The sequence below is a fragment of the Patiriisocius sp. genome (assembly GCF_051252435.1).
Lineage (GTDB): Bacteria > Bacteroidota > Bacteroidia > Flavobacteriales > Flavobacteriaceae > Patiriisocius.
In genome coordinates this window covers 344,282-363,092 of the sequence record NZ_JBPOFW010000004.1, presented here as the reverse complement: position 1 = coordinate 363,092, position 18,811 = coordinate 344,282, and the positions used below count along the sequence as shown (strand labels likewise).

Annotated in this window: 19 protein-coding genes; all 19 read left to right on the top strand. The window is 38.1% G+C overall.

Annotation, left to right across the window (positions count from 1 at the left end; genetic code table 11):
• Nucleotides 1-8: 8 nt before the first annotated feature.
• The 19 genes from paaC (at nucleotide 9) to ACSHW7_RS11220 (ending at nucleotide 18,763) form a co-directional block, all read left to right on the top strand.
• Complete coding sequence (gene paaC / locus ACSHW7_RS11310; protein ID WP_435679457.1) at nucleotides 9-764, top strand: 1,2-phenylacetyl-CoA epoxidase subunit PaaC; 756 nt, start codon at nucleotides 9-11, stop codon at nucleotides 762-764.
• A gap of 89 nt (nucleotides 765-853) precedes the next feature.
• Nucleotides 854-1,357: a 1,2-phenylacetyl-CoA epoxidase subunit PaaD gene (gene paaD, locus ACSHW7_RS11305; RefSeq protein WP_435679456.1), complete on the top strand. Its 504-nt coding sequence runs from the start codon at nucleotides 854-856 to the stop codon at nucleotides 1,355-1,357.
• A gap of 7 nt (nucleotides 1,358-1,364) precedes the next feature.
• Nucleotides 1,365-2,141 (top strand): enoyl-CoA hydratase-related protein, encoded by a 777-nt coding sequence (locus tag ACSHW7_RS11300; protein WP_435679455.1) that lies wholly within the window; start codon nucleotides 1,365-1,367, stop codon nucleotides 2,139-2,141.
• Nucleotides 2,142-2,196: 55 nt separating this feature from the next.
• A complete protein-coding gene (locus ACSHW7_RS11295; RefSeq protein ID WP_435679454.1) occupies nucleotides 2,197-3,372 on the top strand; it encodes a 3-hydroxyacyl-CoA dehydrogenase NAD-binding domain-containing protein in 1,176 nt (391 codons plus the stop codon).
• Nucleotides 3,372-3,776 carry a PaaI family thioesterase gene (locus tag ACSHW7_RS11290; RefSeq protein WP_435679453.1) on the top strand — a complete coding sequence of 135 codons (405 nt, stop codon included), beginning with the start codon at nucleotides 3,372-3,374 and terminating at the stop codon, nucleotides 3,774-3,776. Before ACSHW7_RS11295 ends, ACSHW7_RS11290 begins: the two co-directional genes overlap by 1 nt.
• A 28-nt stretch (nucleotides 3,777-3,804) precedes the next feature.
• Nucleotides 3,805-4,665 carry a KPN_02809 family neutral zinc metallopeptidase gene (gene ypfJ, locus ACSHW7_RS11285; protein WP_435679452.1) on the top strand — a complete coding sequence of 287 codons (861 nt, stop codon included), beginning with the start codon at nucleotides 3,805-3,807 and terminating at the stop codon, nucleotides 4,663-4,665.
• A gap of 13 nt (nucleotides 4,666-4,678) precedes the next feature.
• Complete coding sequence (locus ACSHW7_RS11280; RefSeq protein ID WP_435679451.1) at nucleotides 4,679-5,893, top strand: acetyl-CoA C-acyltransferase; 1,215 nt, start codon at nucleotides 4,679-4,681, stop codon at nucleotides 5,891-5,893.
• A 94-nt stretch (nucleotides 5,894-5,987) separates the two neighbouring features.
• Nucleotides 5,988-6,233 carry a ribbon-helix-helix domain-containing protein gene (locus ACSHW7_RS11275; protein WP_435679450.1) on the top strand — a complete coding sequence of 82 codons (246 nt, stop codon included), beginning with the start codon at nucleotides 5,988-5,990 and terminating at the stop codon, nucleotides 6,231-6,233.
• A complete protein-coding gene (locus tag ACSHW7_RS11270) occupies nucleotides 6,230-6,562 on the top strand; it encodes a type II toxin-antitoxin system PemK/MazF family toxin (protein WP_435679449.1) in 333 nt (110 codons plus the stop codon). The genes ACSHW7_RS11275 and ACSHW7_RS11270 overlap by 4 nt, the downstream gene beginning before the upstream one ends.
• 3 nt (nucleotides 6,563-6,565) lie before the next feature.
• On the top strand, nucleotides 6,566-9,106 hold the full coding sequence (gene paaZ / locus ACSHW7_RS11265; protein WP_435679448.1) for a phenylacetic acid degradation bifunctional protein PaaZ: 2,541 nt from the start codon (nucleotides 6,566-6,568) through the stop codon (nucleotides 9,104-9,106).
• A gap of 75 nt (nucleotides 9,107-9,181) precedes the next feature.
• On the top strand, nucleotides 9,182-9,934 hold the full coding sequence (locus ACSHW7_RS11260; RefSeq protein ID WP_435679447.1) for an enoyl-CoA hydratase/isomerase family protein: 753 nt from the start codon (nucleotides 9,182-9,184) through the stop codon (nucleotides 9,932-9,934).
• Between the two features lie 70 nt (nucleotides 9,935-10,004).
• Nucleotides 10,005-10,373 carry a four helix bundle protein gene (locus tag ACSHW7_RS11255; protein ID WP_435679446.1) on the top strand — a complete coding sequence of 123 codons (369 nt, stop codon included), beginning with the start codon at nucleotides 10,005-10,007 and terminating at the stop codon, nucleotides 10,371-10,373.
• A 49-nt stretch (nucleotides 10,374-10,422) separates the two neighbouring features.
• Entirely contained in the window at nucleotides 10,423-11,028 is a 606-nt protein-coding gene (locus tag ACSHW7_RS11250) for a transferase hexapeptide repeat family protein (protein WP_435679445.1), read from the top strand.
• Between the two features lie 6 nt (nucleotides 11,029-11,034).
• Nucleotides 11,035-12,333 carry a dihydrolipoamide acetyltransferase family protein gene (locus ACSHW7_RS11245; protein ID WP_435679444.1) on the top strand — a complete coding sequence of 433 codons (1,299 nt, stop codon included), beginning with the start codon at nucleotides 11,035-11,037 and terminating at the stop codon, nucleotides 12,331-12,333.
• Nucleotides 12,334-12,424: 91 nt separating this feature from the next.
• Nucleotides 12,425-14,494, top strand: coding sequence for an alpha-ketoacid dehydrogenase subunit alpha/beta (locus tag ACSHW7_RS11240; RefSeq protein WP_435679443.1), 2,070 nt, complete (start codon nucleotides 12,425-12,427; stop codon nucleotides 14,492-14,494).
• A gap of 44 nt (nucleotides 14,495-14,538) precedes the next feature.
• Complete coding sequence (locus ACSHW7_RS11235; protein WP_435679442.1) at nucleotides 14,539-14,865, top strand: thermonuclease family protein; 327 nt, start codon at nucleotides 14,539-14,541, stop codon at nucleotides 14,863-14,865.
• A 231-nt stretch (nucleotides 14,866-15,096) separates the two neighbouring features.
• Entirely contained in the window at nucleotides 15,097-16,011 is a 915-nt protein-coding gene (locus tag ACSHW7_RS11230; protein ID WP_435679441.1) for an LPXTG cell wall anchor domain-containing protein, read from the top strand.
• A gap of 51 nt (nucleotides 16,012-16,062) precedes the next feature.
• A complete protein-coding gene (locus tag ACSHW7_RS11225; protein WP_435679440.1) occupies nucleotides 16,063-18,051 on the top strand; it encodes a tetratricopeptide repeat-containing sensor histidine kinase in 1,989 nt (662 codons plus the stop codon).
• On the top strand, nucleotides 18,002-18,763 hold the full coding sequence (locus ACSHW7_RS11220) for a LytR/AlgR family response regulator transcription factor (protein ID WP_435679439.1): 762 nt from the start codon (nucleotides 18,002-18,004) through the stop codon (nucleotides 18,761-18,763). Before ACSHW7_RS11225 ends, ACSHW7_RS11220 begins: the two co-directional genes overlap by 50 nt.
• The last annotated feature ends 48 nt before the right edge of the window (nucleotides 18,764-18,811 follow it).

Genomic DNA, 18,811 nt, shown 5'->3' with positions numbered 1-18,811 from the left:
AATTTTAAATGAACAAACAATATCTTTTCGATTATATAATTTCAATTGCAGACAACTCCTTAATCTTGGCCCAACGCCTTGGCGAACTCTGCGGTCACGGCCCAACATTAGAAACCGATATTGCAGGCACCAATATTTCACTCGATTTAATTGGGCAATGCCGAAATTACTATCAATACGCAGCTAAAATTCAAGGAGAAGGCAAGACAGAAGATGACCTTGCTTTTTTGCGTTTAGAGCGTGACTATAAAAATGTATTGTTGGTAGAACAGCCCAATGAGCATTTTGGGTATGTAATGGGACGTCAATATTTGTTTGATGTTTTTCACTTATTTCTTATGACTGAAATGTTAAACAGCAAAGACGAAACGCTTGCAGCCATTGCGAAAAAAGGAATTAAAGAAGTAAGCTACCACAAACGTTTTTCAGGAGATTGGGTAAAGAGATTAGGTGACGGAACGGATGAAAGTAATACGAAAATGCAAGAAGCAATTGACGAGCTTTGGGCTTTTACAGATGAGCTATTCGATTTAACCGAAGCCGATAAAGCAATGATTTCTGAAGGAATTGGTGTAGACACTTCAAAATTTAAAGAAAAATATTACGAAGAAGTTTCAGAATTATTGAAAGAGTCAAACCTTCAAGTCCCAGAACGTAAAAATTTCATTAAAGGAGGGAAAAATGGAACGCATAGCGAATATATGGGCTACATTTTAAGCGACCTTCAATATATGCAACGCACCTATCCTAATATGGAATGGTAAAAAGAGTAACGATTGTAGATTTTGGATTGCTGATTTCAGAAGTAAAAATTTCAACAATCAAAAATCGTTAATCTCCAATCAAAAATAGAATGATAACAACCCAAACCGCAAATATCGACCCTCACTTAATTCCAATTCTGGAACAGGTAAGCGATCCCGAAATTCCAGTTTTGACGGTTTTAGACTTGGGCGTGATTCGAGAAGCTATTGAAGTTGGCGGTATAATTAAAGTAAAATTAACGCCCACGTATAGCGGTTGTCCAGCGATGGATGTCATTGGTGACGATTTGAAAATCGCCTTTGCAAAATTGGATAAAAAAGTAATCGTAGAATTAGTGTTGAGTCCAGCCTGGAGTACCGATTGGATAAGCGAAGAAGGTCTTCAAAAAATGGAGGAATATGGCATCGCAAGACCATTGTCTGAAACAGCAGATAAAGATGTTCTCCTCGGAAATGCGAAAAAAGTAAAATGCACCAATTGCGGTAGCACAAATACACATTTAGTAAGTCAGTTTGGTTCCACGGCGTGCAAGGCATTATTCAAATGTGACGACTGCCAAGAGCCTTTTGACTATTTTAAATGCCTTAAATAATATTTAAATGACAATCATAAAAAAAATAGAAAACGGAGTAGCAACCCTCACCTTAAATCGCCCCGAAGTTTTCAACAGCTTTAATAAAGAAATGGCTTTTTTGTTGCAAAATGAACTCGACGCCTGCGAAAAAGATAAAACCGTTAGAGCTATCATTTTAACTGGAAATGGAAAAGCTTTTTGTGCAGGTCAGGACATTGGAGAAATCACAAATCCAGATTTAAATCCCGGTTTCAAAAAAATATTAGATGACCATTATAATCCAATAATTAACAGAATTAGAAGTATTGAAAAACCCATTATCTGTGGTGTAAATGGTGTAGCAGCGGGAGCAGGAGCAAACATCGCTTTGGCGTGCGATGTGGTAATTGCCAGCGACAAAGCAAGTTTTATACAGGCATTTAGTAAAATTGGTTTGATTCCAGATAGTGCGGGAACATTCTTTTTGCCTCGATTAATTGGCTTCGGAAAAGCTTCGGCAATAATGATGTTGGGAGATAAAATTTCCGCAGAAAAAGCAGAACAAATGGGAATGATTTACAGTGTTGTTGCTTCGGAAATGTTAATGGATGAAGTGAATGCCACTGCTTTAACACTCGCAAATATGCCCACAAAAGCACTCGGGTTGACAAAACGATTGTTAAATGAATCGATGAATAACGATTTAGATTCGCAGTTAAAACTAGAAAGCAAATTGCAAATAGAATCAGCCTCGACCGAAGATTATGCCGAAGGAGTCGCCGCATTTGTAGAAAAAAGAAAACCTAATTTTAAAGGTAAATAATTTACGTTATCCCCTCTAGTGTAGTCGAGAGGTTTGTGTAAAAGTTGAAATTTAAATGAAAATAAGCAAAGTAGGAATCATCGGAGCAGGAACAATGGGTTCTGGAATAGCGCAAGTGGCTTCCACAGCAGGTTGCACCGTTAAATTATTTGATTTAAATCAAGATGCGCTTGACAAAGCAAAAGCAAGTCTTGAAAAAATAATGACGCGACTGGTCGAAAAAGAACGAATCACTTCCGAAGAAAAAAACCGAATTCAAGACAACATCAGCTATGTAAATTCTTTAAAAGAATTGGCTGATAGTGATACGACTATAGAAGCTATTGTTGAAAACCTGGATATTAAAAAGAAAGTGTTTCAGGAATTAGAAAGTTACGTTTCAGACGAATGTATTATTGCTTCAAACACTTCATCACTTTCAATTGCATCTATAGCGTCTTCTCTCAAAAAACCAGAACGCTGCGTAGGAATACATTTTTTCAACCCAGCTCCTTTGATGAAATTGGTGGAGGTAATTCCGGCTATTCAAACAAGTGCTGAAACCCTTAAAATTTCCGAAGAAACTATAGCAAATTGGGGCAAAGTAGTTGCTATTGCAAAAGACACACCCGGTTTTATCGTCAACAGGGTAGCAAGACCTTTTTATGGTGAAGCTTTGAGAATTTACGAAGAAGGAATTGCAGACTTTGCCACCATAGACCATGCGATGAAATCGGAGGGCGGATTCAGAATGGGCCCTTTTGAATTAATGGATTTTATTGGTAATGATGTTAATTATACCGTAACCGAAACTGTTTTTGAAGCCTTTTATTACGACCCAAGATACAAACCAGCCTTTACCCAAAAACGCTTTGCTGAAGCTGGTTATTTAGGCGGAAAATCGGGAAGAGGTTATTATAAATATGATGAAAAAGGCAATGTCTCTTCGAGCGGAGTCGAGAGGTCTGAGGATACAAAATTGCATCAACAAATTTTTGAAAGAATACTCGTCATGCTCATAAACGAAGCTGCCGATGCGCTTTTTTGGAACATCGCTTCAGCAAAAGATATAGACAACGCGATGACCAAGGGAGTCAATTACCCAAAAGGATTATTGGCTTGGGCAGATGAAAAAGGCATCAATTGGTGTGTAGAAGAAATGGACAAATTATATAACGAATATAGAGAAGATAGATATCGCTGTAGTCCATTGTTAAGGAAGATGAATCGTGAAAACAAAACATTTTTTTAATGGAAGGTGCTACTATTCCCCACAAAATGCTGAGTCAAGATGCTTTTTCAAAGTGGCTCGGAATTGAGATTGTTGAGTCTAAAATTGGCTACGTAAAAGTGGGGATGACCATTCGTAAAGAAATGCTCAACAGTATGGAAAAAGCACATGGCGGGATAAGTTATTCATTGGCAGATACGGCTTTCGGTTTTACAGCAAACACCCACGGCAAATATGCAGTTTCCATTGAAACAAGCATTAACCACATTGAAGCTCTCGAAGAAGGAGATTTTATTACGGCAGAAGCAACAGTAAATCTTCAGAAAACAAAAGTGGGTTTTAATATCGTTGAAGTTAAAAGAGGCGATGATTTAGTAGCTTTGTTTAAAGGTGTAGTTTATAGAACAAACAAAGACTGGGAATAACAAAAAAACAACTTAACAAAACAATCTTATGAAATGGCAAGGTAGAAGACAAAGCGATAATATGGAAGACCGTCGGGGGATGAGTTCCAAAGGTAAACTGGCTGCAGGTGGTGGTGTAGTGGCATTAATTGTAATAGCATTACAGATATTTGGAGGCGAAACCGGTCAGCAACTTGCGCCATTAGTGGAGCAAATAGGAAACACCCAAACAACTCAACAAACCGAACAAAGAGAGCTTACTGCACAAGAAAAACAAATAGGTGATTTTATGGCGACTGTTTTGGCAGATACCGAAAATGTCTGGACAAAAGTCTTTAGAGACAATAATCTAGGGCAATATAAAGAACCCAATATGGTATTGTTTACAGATGCCGTAAGCACAGCCTGCGGTAATGCTACTTCTGCCTCTGGCCCATTCTATTGCCCAGCAGACCAAAAACTATATATGGATTTGGCGTTTTTTGACGAATTAAAATCACGCTTTGGCGCCAAAGGTGGTGATTTTGCGATGGCCTATGTTACGGCACATGAGATTGGTCATCATATTCAAACGCTACTGGGCACAAGCCAAAAAGTGAGGCAGGCACAGAGTCAGACAAACGCTACTGAGGCCAATAGGCTGTCTGTTGCGCAAGAGTTGCAAGCCGATTTCTATGCAGGCGTTTGGTCACATTATAACCGAGAATATTTAGAAGAAGGCGATATCGATGAGGCATTGAGCGCTGCAAATGCAGTGGGCGATGATGCCATTCAAAAAAGAACACAAGGCACGGTAAGGCCAGATAGTTTTACCCACGGAACTTCAGAACAAAGGAAGCAATGGTTTATGAGAGGCTATAAAACGGGTGACATAAGACAAGGTGATACTTTTTCTGAAATATTAAATTAGAACAATATAGACAATGAAGGAAGCATATATCATAGACGGAATAAGAACTGCTATTGGTAATTATAAAGGTACACTCGGCGCTGTGCGGACAGATGATTTGGGAGCCAAAGTAATTGCCGAAATCGTAAAGAGAAATCCTAACATCCCCACAGACGCTTATGACGATGTCATAATGGGTTGTGCAAATCAAGCAGGCGAAGACAACCGGAACGTTGCGAGAATGAGTTTGCTCTTAGCGGGATTGCCATACACAGTCCCTGGCGAAACGGTAAACAGACTTTGTAGTTCGGGGTTATCTGCAATCATTCACGCAAATCGTGCGATTAAGTCGGGTGATGGCGATGTGTTTATTTCGGGGGGTGTGGAGAATATGACGCGTGGTCCCTGGGTAATCTCTAAAAGTGCTTCTCCCTTCGGAAATGATAATAAAATGTACGATTCGTCATTTGGTTGGCGATTTGTAAATCCGAAAATGGCTGAAATGTACGGCACCGACGGAATGGGTGTTACCGCTGAAAATTTAGTAGCGAAACATAGTATTTCAAGAGAAGACCAGGATGCATTTTCTTACCACAGCCAAATGAAAGCAGCCAAAGCTCAAAACAGCGGAAGGCTTGCAAAAGAAATTGTTGCTGTTGAAATTCCGCAGCGAAAAAAAGAACCTATTATATTTAAAGAAGACGAATTTATCCGTCCTGATACTACAAAAGAGATTTTAGCGAAATTACGTCCGGCATTCAAAAAAGAAGGAGGAAGTGTAACTGCGGGAAATGCTTCGGGATTAAATGATGGCGCCGCAGCAACCATTATAGCCTCTGAAGATGCCGTAAAAAAATATAATTTAAAACCATTAGCAAGAATCGTTTCTTCTGCAGTAGTTGGGGTTGAGCCAAGAATTATGGGAATTGGCCCTGTGGAAGCTTCCAACAAAGCTCTCAAAAAAGCAGGGTTAAAAATGGAAGATATGGATGTGATTGAGCTTAACGAAGCTTTTGCGTCACAAGCCTTAGCTTGCATCCGCGAATGGGGATTAAAAGATGACGACTCGCGTATAAACCCTAATGGTGGCTCTATTGCTATTGGTCATCCTCTTGGTGTAACAGGTACAAGAATTGCCTATTCAGCAGCGTTGGAATTAAAAGAAAAAGGAAAACGATACGCATTAATTACAATGTGTATAGGCGTTGGGCAAGGATATGCTGCGATTATTGAAAATGTCAATTTATAATCAAAATAAACTGATTTTCAATATCTTAAAATTTCCGAAGAAATTATTTAAAGTTTTATAATTATATTTTATATTTACGTTTGATAAATATATTATGGCAACATTTACATCATCATTACCGGATGAACTTTTGGAAAAGCTTTCAAAAGAGGCAAAAAGCTTAAAAGTGCCTAAGAACAAATTGATTCAAAAGGCGTTGGAATTCTACCTGGAAAAACTAGACAAAGCAGCTTTTTTAAAAAGTTATAAAATGACAGCAGATGACCCAGAATTGGCGTTGCTTGCGGAAGAGGATATTGAAGAATGGTTTAGAACGCTTGATGAACTTGACAAGGAATGAAGCAAGGAGATATTTATGATGTTTATTTTGACCCAACGCAAGGGAGCGAACAGCGCGGGATAAGGCCAGCAATAATTCTTTCGGGAACAGCAATTAATTTATTTATGCACACGGTTATTGTGGTGCCGCTAACAACAAGCCTTAAAAATTATCACGAAAATCTAATCTTGAAACCAACAAATGAAAATGGTTTGTCCAAAGTTTCGGAAGCACTTCCTATTCATATAAGGGCTATTGATAAAAAGAGATTGAAAAAGAAATTGGGTGCCATTTCAGTTTCTGAAATAGCTACGCTCAAAGGAAGCTTAGATAGAATTTTGAAGTATTAAAATATGCAAAAAACACAACACTACATTCAAGGCCAATGGCAATCTGGAAACGGAGAAGGTATTCCTGTATTTGATTCCATTACTGGCGAACATTTTACAAGCACCACGGTGGAAGGTTTGGACGTGCCGTCTATTTTGCAATATGGAAGGGATAAAGGCAAAACCTTACGAAAAATGACGTTTCAGCAACGCGGAAATGTGTTGAAGAGTCTTGCATTGTATCTCACAAAAAGAAAACAACAATTCTACGAAATAAGCTACCGAACTGGAGCCACAAAACGTGACAGTTGGGTGGACATTGAAGGAGGCTTCGGAAATCTATTTGCCAATGCTTCTCTTCGGAAATTATTCCCCAATCAAACATACCACGTTGAGGGCGACCCGATTGATTTGTCTCGTGGTGGACGTTTTATGGCGCATCACATTATGGTGCCAAGAGAAGGTGTTGCAGTACATATAAATGCCTTCAATTTCCCGGTCTGGGGAATGCTTGAAAAATGTGCGGTCAATTGGATGGCAGGAATGCCAGCAGTTGTGTTGCCCGCACCTCAAACAGCTTATTTAACTGAGGCCGTAGTTAGAGAAATCATAGCTTCGGGAATTTTACCGGAAGGCGCTTTACAACTCATTGCAGGGACCGCTAAAAATATTCTAGACACTGTGCAATCCCAGGATGTGGTTACGTTTACGGGTTCAGCAAAGATTGGTCGCCAGCTTAAAAATCATCCACAATTAATAGAAGAATCGGTGCCATTTACAATGGAGGCAGATAGTTTAAATGCAGCTATTTTAGGAAAAGATGCCTTACCGGGAACACCAGAATTTGATTTATTCGTTAAGGAAGTCCGAAACGAAATGACCACAAAATGTGGGCAAAAATGTACCGCAATCCGTCGCATTATCGTTCCGCAGAACTTGTTGGAAGACGTGCAAATTGCGTTGGCAAATCAGTTGGATAAAGTAACCATCGGTGACCCTCGACTCAAAGAAGTTAGAATGGGAAGTTTGGTAAGTGATGCACAGCGAATTTCAGTAAAAGAACAAGTCGCAAAAATCGCCGAAACTGCTGAAATAGTCTACGGAAATTACGACGACTTTAAAGCGGTTGGCGCAGATTCAAAAAAAGGAGCATTTATGAAACCTATTTTAATGCGCGAAGACCATCCGTTACAAAATGAAGCCGCTCATATTACCGAAGCGTTTGGTCCCGTGAGTACGTTAATGCCTTACGATACGTTGGAAGATGCTATCAAATTAGCAAAGATGGGGAAGGGGTCTCTGGTAAGTTCCATTGTGACAAATGACAATACAATTGCAAAGGAATATGCCGTTAATGCCGCAAGTCATCACGGTCGAATTTTAATATTAAATAGAGAAAGTGCCAAGCAAAGCACGGGCCACGGTTCGCCATTACCGGGATTAATTCATGGAGGCCCTGGACGCGCCGGCGGTGGAGAAGAAATGGGTGGAATGCGCGGTATTAAGCATTATTTGCAACGTTGCGCCATTCAGGGAAGTCCAACAACATTGACCGAGGTTACAGGGATTTATCAGGCTAAATCCGATTATAAAGAGTCGCCCAAACACCCATTTGCCTACCATTGGGATGATATCAAGCCGGGAATGTCACTTAAGACCCACAACCGAACGATTACCGATACAGATATTGTAAACTTCGGAAATTTAACGTGGGATCATTTTTACGCACATACAGATATCACGAGTTTAGACGGAAGCATTTTTGAAAAACGAACCGCCCACGGATATTTCATTATTTCGATGGCAGCAGGATTGTTTGTATATCCGAATAAAGGCCCGGTTGCTGCTAATTATGGGTTGGAGGAAATCCGTTTTTTACGTCCTATTTATCACAATGATACGTTGTACGTACGATTAACCTGTAAACAAAAAGTAGATAGAGATAGCAGAGGTCAAGAACACCCCAGCGGTATTGTAAAATGGTATGTAGAAATTTTTGACTCTAATGTAGATGCGGCTAATGCTACATTACCTGCAGATGTTGAAAAAGAAGATCCGTTGGTTTGTATTGCAACTATTTTAACAATGGTTGAAAAGAAACAAGAGGTGTTTGCTGAAATGACTTCAGAAAAAATAGAAGAATGTTTATCAAAACTTTCCGAAGACACAAAGCCTAAGTGGGGAATAATGACACCGCAACATATGTTGGAACATTTAGAATACACCTATAAAATAGCTTCGGGAGAGCTTCAGGATTTTGAGATTGCTACGCCCGAAAAGTATTTAGATGTAGTTCACGACAGTTTGTATAATTTTGAGAAATTTCCGCAGAACTCTCAATTTCCGCAATTGGAAAAAGACACATTAGCATCATTAATTCATCCTGATTTAGAGACAGCAAAAGCAAAATTTTTGGAGCAGCGTTTCAAATATTTGCAGTTTTTTAAAGAAAATCCAGACGCAGTTTTAAAGAATTTGGTGTTTGGAGAATTAAATAAATACGAATCATATTTACTCGAAAGAAAGCACTTGAATCATCATTTTGAGCAGTTTGGTTTGCTGTAATTTAATCTATATGTCTGGTCGAGCGCAGTCGAGACCTACTTTTTACTAATTCAATTAAACGATAGACTAATAAATATGATTACACCTTACGTAACAGAAGATATTAAAAACGGAATTTCAACCATAGAATTTTTCCATCCAGCACACAATAGTCTGCCTGGAGATATTCTTGAAAAGTTGAGAAAAACAATAAAAGAGGCTGGAGAAAATGACGAAGTAAAAGTTATTATCCTGAAAAGTGGAGGCGATAGAACTTTTTGTGCCGGTGCTAGTTTCAAGGAACTCATCAATATCAACGATGCTGAAACGGGAAAGGTGTTTTTTAGCGGATTCGCAAACGTGATTAACGCAATGCGGAAATGTCCAAAATTTATTATCGGTAGAGTTCAAGGAAAAACTGTTGGGGGTGGAGTAGGCGTAGCCAGTGCTACAGATTATTGTATGGCAACCAAATTCGCCAGCATTAAACTCAGTGAATTAAATATTGGGATAGGTCCTTTCGTAGTCGGTCCTGCAGTAGAAAGAAAATTAGGATTGAGCGGAATGAGTCAAATAGCCATAGACGCAAACAGTTTTTACGACGCCGAATGGGCAAGACAAAAAGGTTTATTTGCTAGCGTGCACGAAAGTACCGAGGCACTCGATGAAGCAGTACAGGCCTTCGCAGAGAACCTTTGTAATTATAATCCCGAAGCAATGAAAGAAATGAAAAAAATTATGTGGACAGGTACCGAAAATTGGGATGAGCTACTTGCAGAAAGAGCGGTTATCTCGGGAAGATTGGTGTTGAGTGAGTTTACGAAAGAGACTCTGAAACGATTTAAATAATAGTGATGAGAGGTGAGGATAAAAATCAAGTTTTCTGTGAGTGGTGAGTTTTGTAATTAATATATTATCTATGGAAAGTAGTTATCATTTTAAGTTTGAGGATTTACAGATCTATCAAAAAGCTATAGATTTTGGAGAATTTGTAAATCAACAAGCTGAAAAATTTCCAAAGCACGAAATATATGAATTATCGTCACAATTTATTCGAGCGGCTGATTCTATTGCCTTCAATATAGCTGAAGGTTCCGGAAGTACAGATGTTAACTTTGATAGGTATTTAAAAATGGCTTGGGATAGTTCTCACGAATGCGTTGCGGCTTCAACAAAAGCAAGGTTGAGAGGGTATATAACGTTTGAAATTGATGAAGAAAATAGAAAGCGATTAACTGAAATAGGAAGAATGATTTCATCATTAAGAAGACATTTGAAAAACAAATAATGATTTTCACCTCTCAAAGCAAAGCGTACTCAACACTCATCTCTTTAATATGATTTACAGCTTCAAAGGACATATACCCGTAATTCACGAATCCAGTTTTGTGCATCCGCTCGCGGCTGTTACGGGCAATGTGATTATTGGCAGGAATTGTTATATAGGTCCCGGAGCAGCGATACGCGGGGATTGGGGGGAGATTATTCTGGAAGATGGCGTAAATGTGCAGGAAAATTGCACGGTACATATGTTTCCTGGAAAGAGTATTGTACTCAAAGAAGGGGCACACGTGGGTCACGGAGCAGTAATTCACGGCGCCAATTTAGGCCGTAACTGCCTCATAGGTATGAACAGCGTTATTATGGACGATGCGGAAATCGGAGATGAATGTATTGTTGGTGCGATGGCATTTGTAAAGGCAGAAACTAGGTTTAAAAAACGGCAATTAATAGTCGGGAATCCAGCAAAAGCAATCAAAGAAGTGTCAGAAGAAATGATTGCTTGGAAAACAGCGGGAACAAAATTATACCAGCAATTACCTGCAGATTGTCACGATACCCTTTGTGAAGTAAAACCGTTAAGAGAGATTCCGAAGGATAGACCTAAGCAAGAAGATTTTTATAAAACGCTTCAAGAGATGAAGTTGAAAAATAAAGAATAAGACGAAATGTCAAAAACAGAATTCAAAATGCCCAAAATGGGCGAGAGTATCACAGAAGGAACAATACTTAATTGGCTCGTGCAAGAAGGAGATACCTTTAAAGAGGGAGATATTCTTGTTGAGGTGGCTACCGATAAGGTGGATAATGAAGTCCCCGCACCCAGTGATGGTAAAATGGTTTCGCACAAAGCTTCAACCAAAGATGTTGTGCCAGTTGGTGATGTGATTGCTATTTTAGAATTAAAAGAAGGTGTTTCAGTTTCTGAAATTTCCGAAGAAGAGACAATTTCAGAAAAACAGAAAGAGACTTCTTCAAAGAAAAAGATTTCAAAACCTTCATCTCCGAGTTCGAATTTAAAAGCATTTAAGGTGAATGAAAACCTCTTCATTTCTCCTTTAGTGGATGCAATGGCGCGAAAAAATCATATTTCGTATGAAGAATTGTCCCGCATTACCGGAACAGGAAAAGATGGAAGATTGCGAAAAAGCGATGTTTCAGAATACTTGGCGGAAGGAAGACCTTTCCAATTTGTGCAAAGTTCCCGCGAAGGCGGGAATCCATCCTATTCGATTCCAGATTTGAAATTTGACAAAGGCACAGGAAAAATTGTTGAAATGGACCGTATGCGGGAGATGATTGCAGACCATATGGTGTATAGCAAGCACACGTCGCCACACGTGACAGCATATGTAGAAGCAGACCTTACAAATATGGTGAATTGGCGCAATGCCAACAAATTGAAATTTCAAGAAAAACACGGCGAAAAGTTAACCTTTACACCGCTTTTTATTGAAGCCGTAGCGAATGCGATTAAGGATTTCCCGATGATAAATTCGTCTTTGGATGGAAAGAATATCATTGTAAAAGAAGAGATAAATATTGGGATGGCAACCGCTTTGCCTTCGGGAAATTTAATCGTTCCCGTAGTTAAAAATGCCGATAAGAAAAACTTAAAAGAACTAGCCGCATCCACCAACGAGTTAGTAGGTAAATCTCGCTCCGGAAATTTGAAAGGCGATGATATGAAGGGTAGCACATTTACCATTAGTAATGTGGGGACGTTTGGAAGTTTAATGGGAACGCCTATTATCAACCAACCCGAAGCAGCCATTCTTGCAACGGGAATCATCAAAAAACGTGCTGAAGTCATTGAGCAAGAGGATGGCGACACTATTGAAATTAGAAGTATGATGTATTTGTCGCTTTCGTTTGACCATAGAATTGTAGATGGTTATTTGGCAGGGAGTTTTTTAAAACGCATAGCAGACAATATGGAGAATTTTGACACGGATAGAAAATACTGAAGATGTCTGGTCGAACGCAGTCGAGACTTTTATAAATAGTCTACATAATAATCATTAAACCGAATGCGGAATGAGTCCGCATTGACATAATATGAAAATTACAAAAGATATAGTAGTAAAAGCCTTTAAAAACCTTGTCACTGCAAAAGCGATGACGGAGATTTATGAGGAAAATTTTAAAGTGGTTTCAAAATATGTGCACGCGACTTCGCGAGGGCACGAGGTGATACAAACTGCTGTAGGGATGCAATTGCAACCACAGGATTATATGTTTCCGTATTACAGGGATGACTCTATGTTGCTGGCTATTGGTATGACTCCCTATGAATTAATGCTGCAGGTATTGGCAAAAAAGGACGATCCTTTTTCTGCTGGACGTACGTATTATTCGCATCCTAGTTTAAAGGATGATGATAAACCTAAAATTCCGCACCAGAGTAGTGCTACCGGTATGCAGGCCATTCCGGCTACCGGCGTTGCTTTGGGTTTTGCGTACAAAGAAAGTTTAGGGAAGGACGAAGCGATTGCGCAACAAGTGCGCAATGAACAGCCCGTTGTTGTTTGTTCTTTAGGAGACGCAAGCATAACGGAAGGGGAGATTGCCGAAGCTTTTCAAATGGCGGCGTTAAAACAACTGCCAATTCTGTATCTGGTACAGGATAATGGTTGGGATATTTCAGCAAATGAGGCCGAGACACGTGCCCAAAATGCTGCTGAATATGCCGCTGGATTTCACGGGTTGGAAGCAATTTCAATAGACGGAACTAATTTTGAGGAGAGCTTTAAAACGATTAACGATGTAATTTCAAAAATACGAACAGAGCGCCGTCCGTTCTTGGTGCACGCAAAAGTACCGTTGTTAAATCACCATACTTCTGGAGTGCGGATGGAGTTTTATCGCGACGATTTGGACGAAGCAAAATCGCGAGACCCACATCCCAAAATGCTTAGATTACTTTCAAGTTTTAATATTTCCGAAGAAGAAATCAAAGAAATCGAAACTGAAATCGAAGCTGAAGTTGGAAAGGCATTAAAGGAAGCTTTAAGCTCAGAAGACCCAAAACCTGAAGATTTATTTACGCACGATTTTGCGCCTACTCCTGTGACCGAAGAAGTGGGAGAGCGCTCTCCCAAGGGCGGTGAGAAAGTGGTAATGGTGGATTGTGCGCTGTTTGCGATTGAGGAATTAATGGCAAAGCATCCCGAATGTTTACTATATGGTCAAGATGTAGGAGGACGATTGGGTGGCGTGTTTAGGGAAGCGGCAACGTTGGCGCAAAAATTTGGCGATAACCGCGTTTTTAATACGCCTATTCAAGAAGCATTTATCGTAGGTTCTACGGTTGGAATGAGTGCTGTGGGATTAAAACCTATTGTTGAGGTTCAGTTTGCAGATTATATTTGGCCGGGACTCAATCAATTATTTACAGAAGTTTCCCGAAGCTGTTATTTGTCCAACGGAAAATGGCCGGTGTCAATGATATTGCGCGTTCCCATTGGTGCGTACGGTAGCGGTGGGCCTTATCATTCGTCCTCAATGGAAAGTGTGGTGAGCAACATTCGCGGACTTAAGATTGCGTATCCGAGCAATGGAGCTGATTTAAAAGGATTGATGAAAGCCGCCTATTACGACCCCAATCCTGTAGTTATTTTTGAGCACAAAGGACTGTATTGGAGTAAGGTAAAGGGCACAAAGGGAGCAACAAGCATTGAGCCTAGTGAAGATTATATGTTGCCCTTTGGCAAGGCTTGGGTATTGCAGGAAATTTGGCCACAGGATGACGAAGAAACGTTGTCAATCATCACCTACGGAATGGGTGTACATTGGGCGATGAACGCTTCCGCGGAAATGGGACTACAACAACAAATTGAGGTGATTGATTTAAGAACCTTACATCCTTTAGATTACGATACTGTTTTTAAGAGTGTAAAAAAATGTGGAAAATGTTTAGTTGTTACTGAAGAACCTTCTGATAATAGTTTTTCCCGTGCTTTACAGGGTCGCATTCAAGAAGAGTGTTTTCAACATTTGGATGCGCCGGTGATGATAATTGGTAGTGAAAATATGCCTGCGATTCCGTTAAATTCTGTGTTGGAAGAGACGATGATTCCTTCCACTGAAAAAGTGAAAGCGAAGATTGAGGCTATTTTAAATTATTGATTTTTTGTTTGTACTTTTAGTTTTCAATTAGCTAAAATTCAATTATGTACAACTACAAAGCAAAAATTATTGCTGTTTATGATGGCAATACTGTAACGGCTCAAGTGGATTTAGGATTTCTACATTTTCAAATAATGAAGTTGCGTCTTTATGGAATTGATACGCCCGAATTAAGAGGTGAAGAACGTGAACGAGGTCTTGTTGTTGGAGATATCGTTCGAGAAATGATACTCGATAAAGAGGTTGAAATAGATAGTTATAAAGATAAACAGGGTAAATTTGGGCGATACTTAGCAACTATTAAGATTGGTGATATTAACCTCAATCAATGGCTTATGGATAATGGCCACGCTGTCCCTTATTTGTTGTAGTTTATATAAAATCTATACTTCCTTATTTCACTAATTAATAGATTTACATCCCAAGAGTATTCTGTATTTGTTACTAATTTAGATATTTGTAAGATGGATGTACCTTTTTTTTCTTTCAAAACAACTCGCTGTTTTTTTTGGGTCTTTTTTTTGATAGGAACCTTTTTTTTTCACGCTCAAGAAAAAGCTGTTTCTCAATCACAAAAAATATTTCAGGATTCTTTATTGAAAATGCAAGATTCGGCGGACTTTGGGCTATTTGCCGGAAAGTATGCTGAGGTCGTAGATTTAAGTCTTAAAAATATTGAATTTGCCGAAAAAATAGGAGACACCTCTGCGGCCTATTATTCGCGTTATGTGCTTGCTGCTACTCATTTATATTTAGAGGACTACGATAAATGTTTAGAGATTATAGATGATTACAAAGCTTATGGTATCAAAACTAAGGACACTATTAAAATGGCAAGGGCGTACAATGTTGAGGGAAGTGTATATACTTCTAGAAAAGAATATTCAAAAGCAATCCCTATGCTTAAAAAGGCCCTCCCTTTATTAAAAGGTTTGAAAGATACTTTACAAATTGCGATTTCATATTATAATTTATCTGAGACGAGTTTGTTGATGGATAACATTTCAGCAGCGCAAAAATATTTTGATAGCACGGCCGCAACAATCAATTCTATGGACAATTTTATAGGGCTTACCACAGAATTTAACTTACTAGAAGGAAGGCTAAAAATGGCTAAAAACAATCCTCAAGGAGCCATTGTTAATTTTGAAAAAGCGATTGCGTTTTCAGAAGCTGGGGAATATATAGATGACGTTTTTGCTGAAACGTATCAAAGATATAGTGAAGCACTTTACGCCTCCGGACGTACGAACGATGCTTATCTCACATTAAAAAAGTATGACAGTATCAAAGCCGAAATTTATAAAAAGGAAAAGCTAAAAATGATTAATGATGCAACGGCTAAATATGACACCCAAAAATATAAAGCTGAAGCAGAAAGATTAAAATTAGAGAACCAACTCAATGAAGCAAAATATAAAAGTAACTCTCAGCAAAATACAATACTCATTATTTCTGGTATCTTTTTGTTAATCCTCTGCGGGCTACTTTTTCTATTTTATAAAAGAAAAAAATAAATTACGTTTTTATACATAATCGTTATCTTTTTTTGACATTAAATTCCCTTATTGAAAAAACATATTTATATACTTTTTCTGTTTTGCTTGATTAAAGTAAACGCCCAAGACCAAAAGCTAAACGAGCTTAGTCAATTGGTGGGGTATCCTATAGAGACGGAACGCCAATTTCAGAATTTAAATAAACTGCACACATACATTATCTCCAATTTTGAAGAAAAGAGAATACAGGATAAGTTCTCGTTTCTATTGAACTACGAGCAGAGTGCGTTAGAATGGGCGGAGGAAAATGGAACAAGAGATCAAGTACTTGAAATCAAATTCAGGCTTTTGGAGATAGAGGATATTCTTAAGCATGATTTCTCGGTAATCAAATTAGGAGAGAGACTTTTACTGGAACGTGAAAATCTTCCGCTTGAAAATGTTGCGAAAATTATTGATCACCTTATTGAAGTCTACAATAAAATTGAAGCGTACGATGATGCATTACGTATCGAAAAATTAAAAAAGGAATTTTTTAAAAATCATCCTGGCTATGTGGAAAAAGGATATACCGACTTTCAGACTTTGGGGATGGCTTATTATAAATTAGGAAATTTTGAAAGAGCGATCGAAAATTTTGAAAAGCAGGCATTCGTTTATGATACTTTAGGTAATCAACTCATGAAATCCAGCATGTTTCATAATGTGGGTCTTTCATATTTCAAATTAAAAAAATTTGACAGTGCCTCTGTATATTACAATATTGCTCTCGACGAGATTAGTAAGCCTTCAAAGGTGGATTTATTATTTCCTAAAGAAGATGGCTATAATTACTATTTTGAAAAAGTGATAAAAGGAAGTATTGGTGACCTTAAATTTGAGGAAGGAAATTATAATGAAGCACTGCAGCTTTATAAAGATGAAATTTTAGCAGCGACCACAGGAGAAAAGCCCATTGGTGAATCTAGGATTGTAACATCGTGCTACTACAAATTAGCCAAAACATATTATATGTTGGGCGAACAGAAGGAAGCTAAAAGCTTTATAGAAAAAGCTATTTTGTCCATTGATGATTATGACGACGTTGATCAAATAGTTGATATTTATACATTACAAGGAAAATTATTTCTTTTGGAGAATAGTTTAAATTTGGCAAACTTAGCTTTTGAGCGTTCTAAGAGCATAAAAGATTCAGTCCAAGTACAGAGACTAAAAAGACAAAATTTATTGGCGCTCACTAAATTTGATGTTGAGGCAAAAGAGGATGAAATTTCAAAATATCAACAGGAAGTACTTATAAATGAAAAGATAAATACATTACAAAAAATAGCTTTGTTTGCCACATTGGTCTTGTTTTCAATTATTGTTTTTTTATACTTTAAGTCTAGAAAGTCAAATAAAGTTATAAAAGGTCAAAAAATTATTTTGGAAGCTTCGGTTAGGGAGAAAGAAATTTTACTGAAAGAAGTTCACCACAGGGTAAAGAATAATTTGCAAGTAATTACGGGGTTATTGCAATTACAGTCTAAAAAGGCTACAAGTGAAACAATGAGCAAAGCGCTCGAAGATTCACAAAGGCATATTGATAGTATGGCTTTAGTTCATGAAATGCTCTACCAACAGGAAGATCAATCTATGGTGCCCATGTGTGGATATTTAAAAAAGTTAACCAATCAATTACTGTATAGTTTTAATTATAGTAGCATTTCAGCAAAAGTTGATGTTAATAACGAAACCGAATTATCCATCAACAAAGCAATTCCGTTGGGCTTGGTTTTGAGCGAACTTTTAATCAATACCAACAAACATGCATTTGACGGCAAAGACGGATTGGTAACAGTATCTCTCTGGCAATTAGAGAAATCATCGCCCTATGTTTTTGAATTTACAGATAACGGAAAGGGTTTGCCCAATGACTATGAAAAGAATTTGAAGAAAACATTAGGGTTTAGGTTACTATATATGCTTACTGAAGAAATGGACGGTACCATTACGGTTGATGGTAAAAATGGAGTACGAGTCACAATACATTTTAAGGATGATTACAGCAATGAATAAAAGAGTGTACGTCGTTGAAGATATGGCCATTTCTCGAGCAGCTCTTATAGATACGTTAGAAGAAAATGGTTTTGAAATTGCAGGCAGCAGTGCTAGTGGTGACAAGGCATGGCTAGAAATAAAAGATTTAGATGTTGACATTGCATTACTTGATATTAACCTCGTTGGTGAAAAAGATGGAATTTGGCTGGCTAAAATGATTAGAGCGCATAAAAATATGCCTATCATTTTTTTGACTGCTTTTGGAGATGAAAAAACGCTTAGCCATTTGCAAGAGGTAGAGCCCAATGGCTATTTAATGAAACCATATAATACTCCAACTCTAATTACTCTGCTAGATATTGCTTCTAGAGGATTTAAAAATGTGGAACAGAATAGAGCCCTTAAAGCAAATGCTACAAATCCTACGGTAGTTATAAAAGAAGGTTCCGATTTCATAAAAATTGATACCTCTCAAATACATTTTGTCAAGAGCGATGGTAATTATCTCGAAATTAAAATGCCTAATAAAAAACATATTATAAGAGAAAAGCTAACTGAGTTTTTAAACGAATTACCAAAAGAGCTTTTCCTGCAAGTCCACCGCAGGTTTGCAGTTAACTTAAACCAAGTAACCATGGTTTCTTCAAATGCGATACTTATTGGCGAGGTAAAAATTCCGGTGTCAAAAACTTATAAAAAGGATTTGCTTGAGATTTTAAAAAATCAATAAAACCGAAGCATTGATTTTTATACTTTAAAAATCAGTATTTAACAAAAA

What these genes read in the sequence shown, in the direction of transcription:
- paaC (WP_435679457.1), top strand. Translation starts at nt 9, where the DNA reads ATGAACAAACAATATCTTTTCGATTATATAATTTCAATTGCAGACAAC.
- ACSHW7_RS11275 (WP_435679450.1), top strand. Translation starts at nt 5,988, where the DNA reads ATGGCAACATTTACATCATCATTACCGGATGAACTTTTGGAAAAGCTT.
- ACSHW7_RS11235 (WP_435679442.1), top strand. Translation starts at nt 14,539, where the DNA reads ATGTACAACTACAAAGCAAAAATTATTGCTGTTTATGATGGCAATACT.
- ACSHW7_RS11240 (WP_435679443.1), top strand. Translation starts at nt 12,425, where the DNA reads ATGAAAATTACAAAAGATATAGTAGTAAAAGCCTTTAAAAACCTTGTC.
- ACSHW7_RS11250 (WP_435679445.1), top strand. Translation starts at nt 10,423, where the DNA reads ATGATTTACAGCTTCAAAGGACATATACCCGTAATTCACGAATCCAGT.
- paaD (WP_435679456.1), top strand. Translation starts at nt 854, where the DNA reads ATGATAACAACCCAAACCGCAAATATCGACCCTCACTTAATTCCAATT.
- paaZ (WP_435679448.1), top strand. Translation starts at nt 6,566, where the DNA reads ATGCAAAAAACACAACACTACATTCAAGGCCAATGGCAATCTGGAAAC.
- ypfJ (WP_435679452.1), top strand. Translation starts at nt 3,805, where the DNA reads ATGAAATGGCAAGGTAGAAGACAAAGCGATAATATGGAAGACCGTCGG.
- ACSHW7_RS11280 (WP_435679451.1), top strand. Translation starts at nt 4,679, where the DNA reads ATGAAGGAAGCATATATCATAGACGGAATAAGAACTGCTATTGGTAAT.
- ACSHW7_RS11245 (WP_435679444.1), top strand. Translation starts at nt 11,035, where the DNA reads ATGTCAAAAACAGAATTCAAAATGCCCAAAATGGGCGAGAGTATCACA.
- ACSHW7_RS11270 (WP_435679449.1), top strand. Translation starts at nt 6,230, where the DNA reads ATGAAGCAAGGAGATATTTATGATGTTTATTTTGACCCAACGCAAGGG.
- ACSHW7_RS11290 (WP_435679453.1), top strand. Translation starts at nt 3,372, where the DNA reads ATGGAAGGTGCTACTATTCCCCACAAAATGCTGAGTCAAGATGCTTTT.
- ACSHW7_RS11220 (WP_435679439.1), top strand. Translation starts at nt 18,002, where the DNA reads ATGGAGTACGAGTCACAATACATTTTAAGGATGATTACAGCAATGAAT.
- ACSHW7_RS11260 (WP_435679447.1), top strand. Translation starts at nt 9,182, where the DNA reads ATGATTACACCTTACGTAACAGAAGATATTAAAAACGGAATTTCAACC.
- ACSHW7_RS11295 (WP_435679454.1), top strand. Translation starts at nt 2,197, where the DNA reads ATGAAAATAAGCAAAGTAGGAATCATCGGAGCAGGAACAATGGGTTCT.
- ACSHW7_RS11230 (WP_435679441.1), top strand. Translation starts at nt 15,097, where the DNA reads ATGCAAGATTCGGCGGACTTTGGGCTATTTGCCGGAAAGTATGCTGAG.
- ACSHW7_RS11300 (WP_435679455.1), top strand. Translation starts at nt 1,365, where the DNA reads ATGACAATCATAAAAAAAATAGAAAACGGAGTAGCAACCCTCACCTTA.
- ACSHW7_RS11255 (WP_435679446.1), top strand. Translation starts at nt 10,005, where the DNA reads ATGGAAAGTAGTTATCATTTTAAGTTTGAGGATTTACAGATCTATCAA.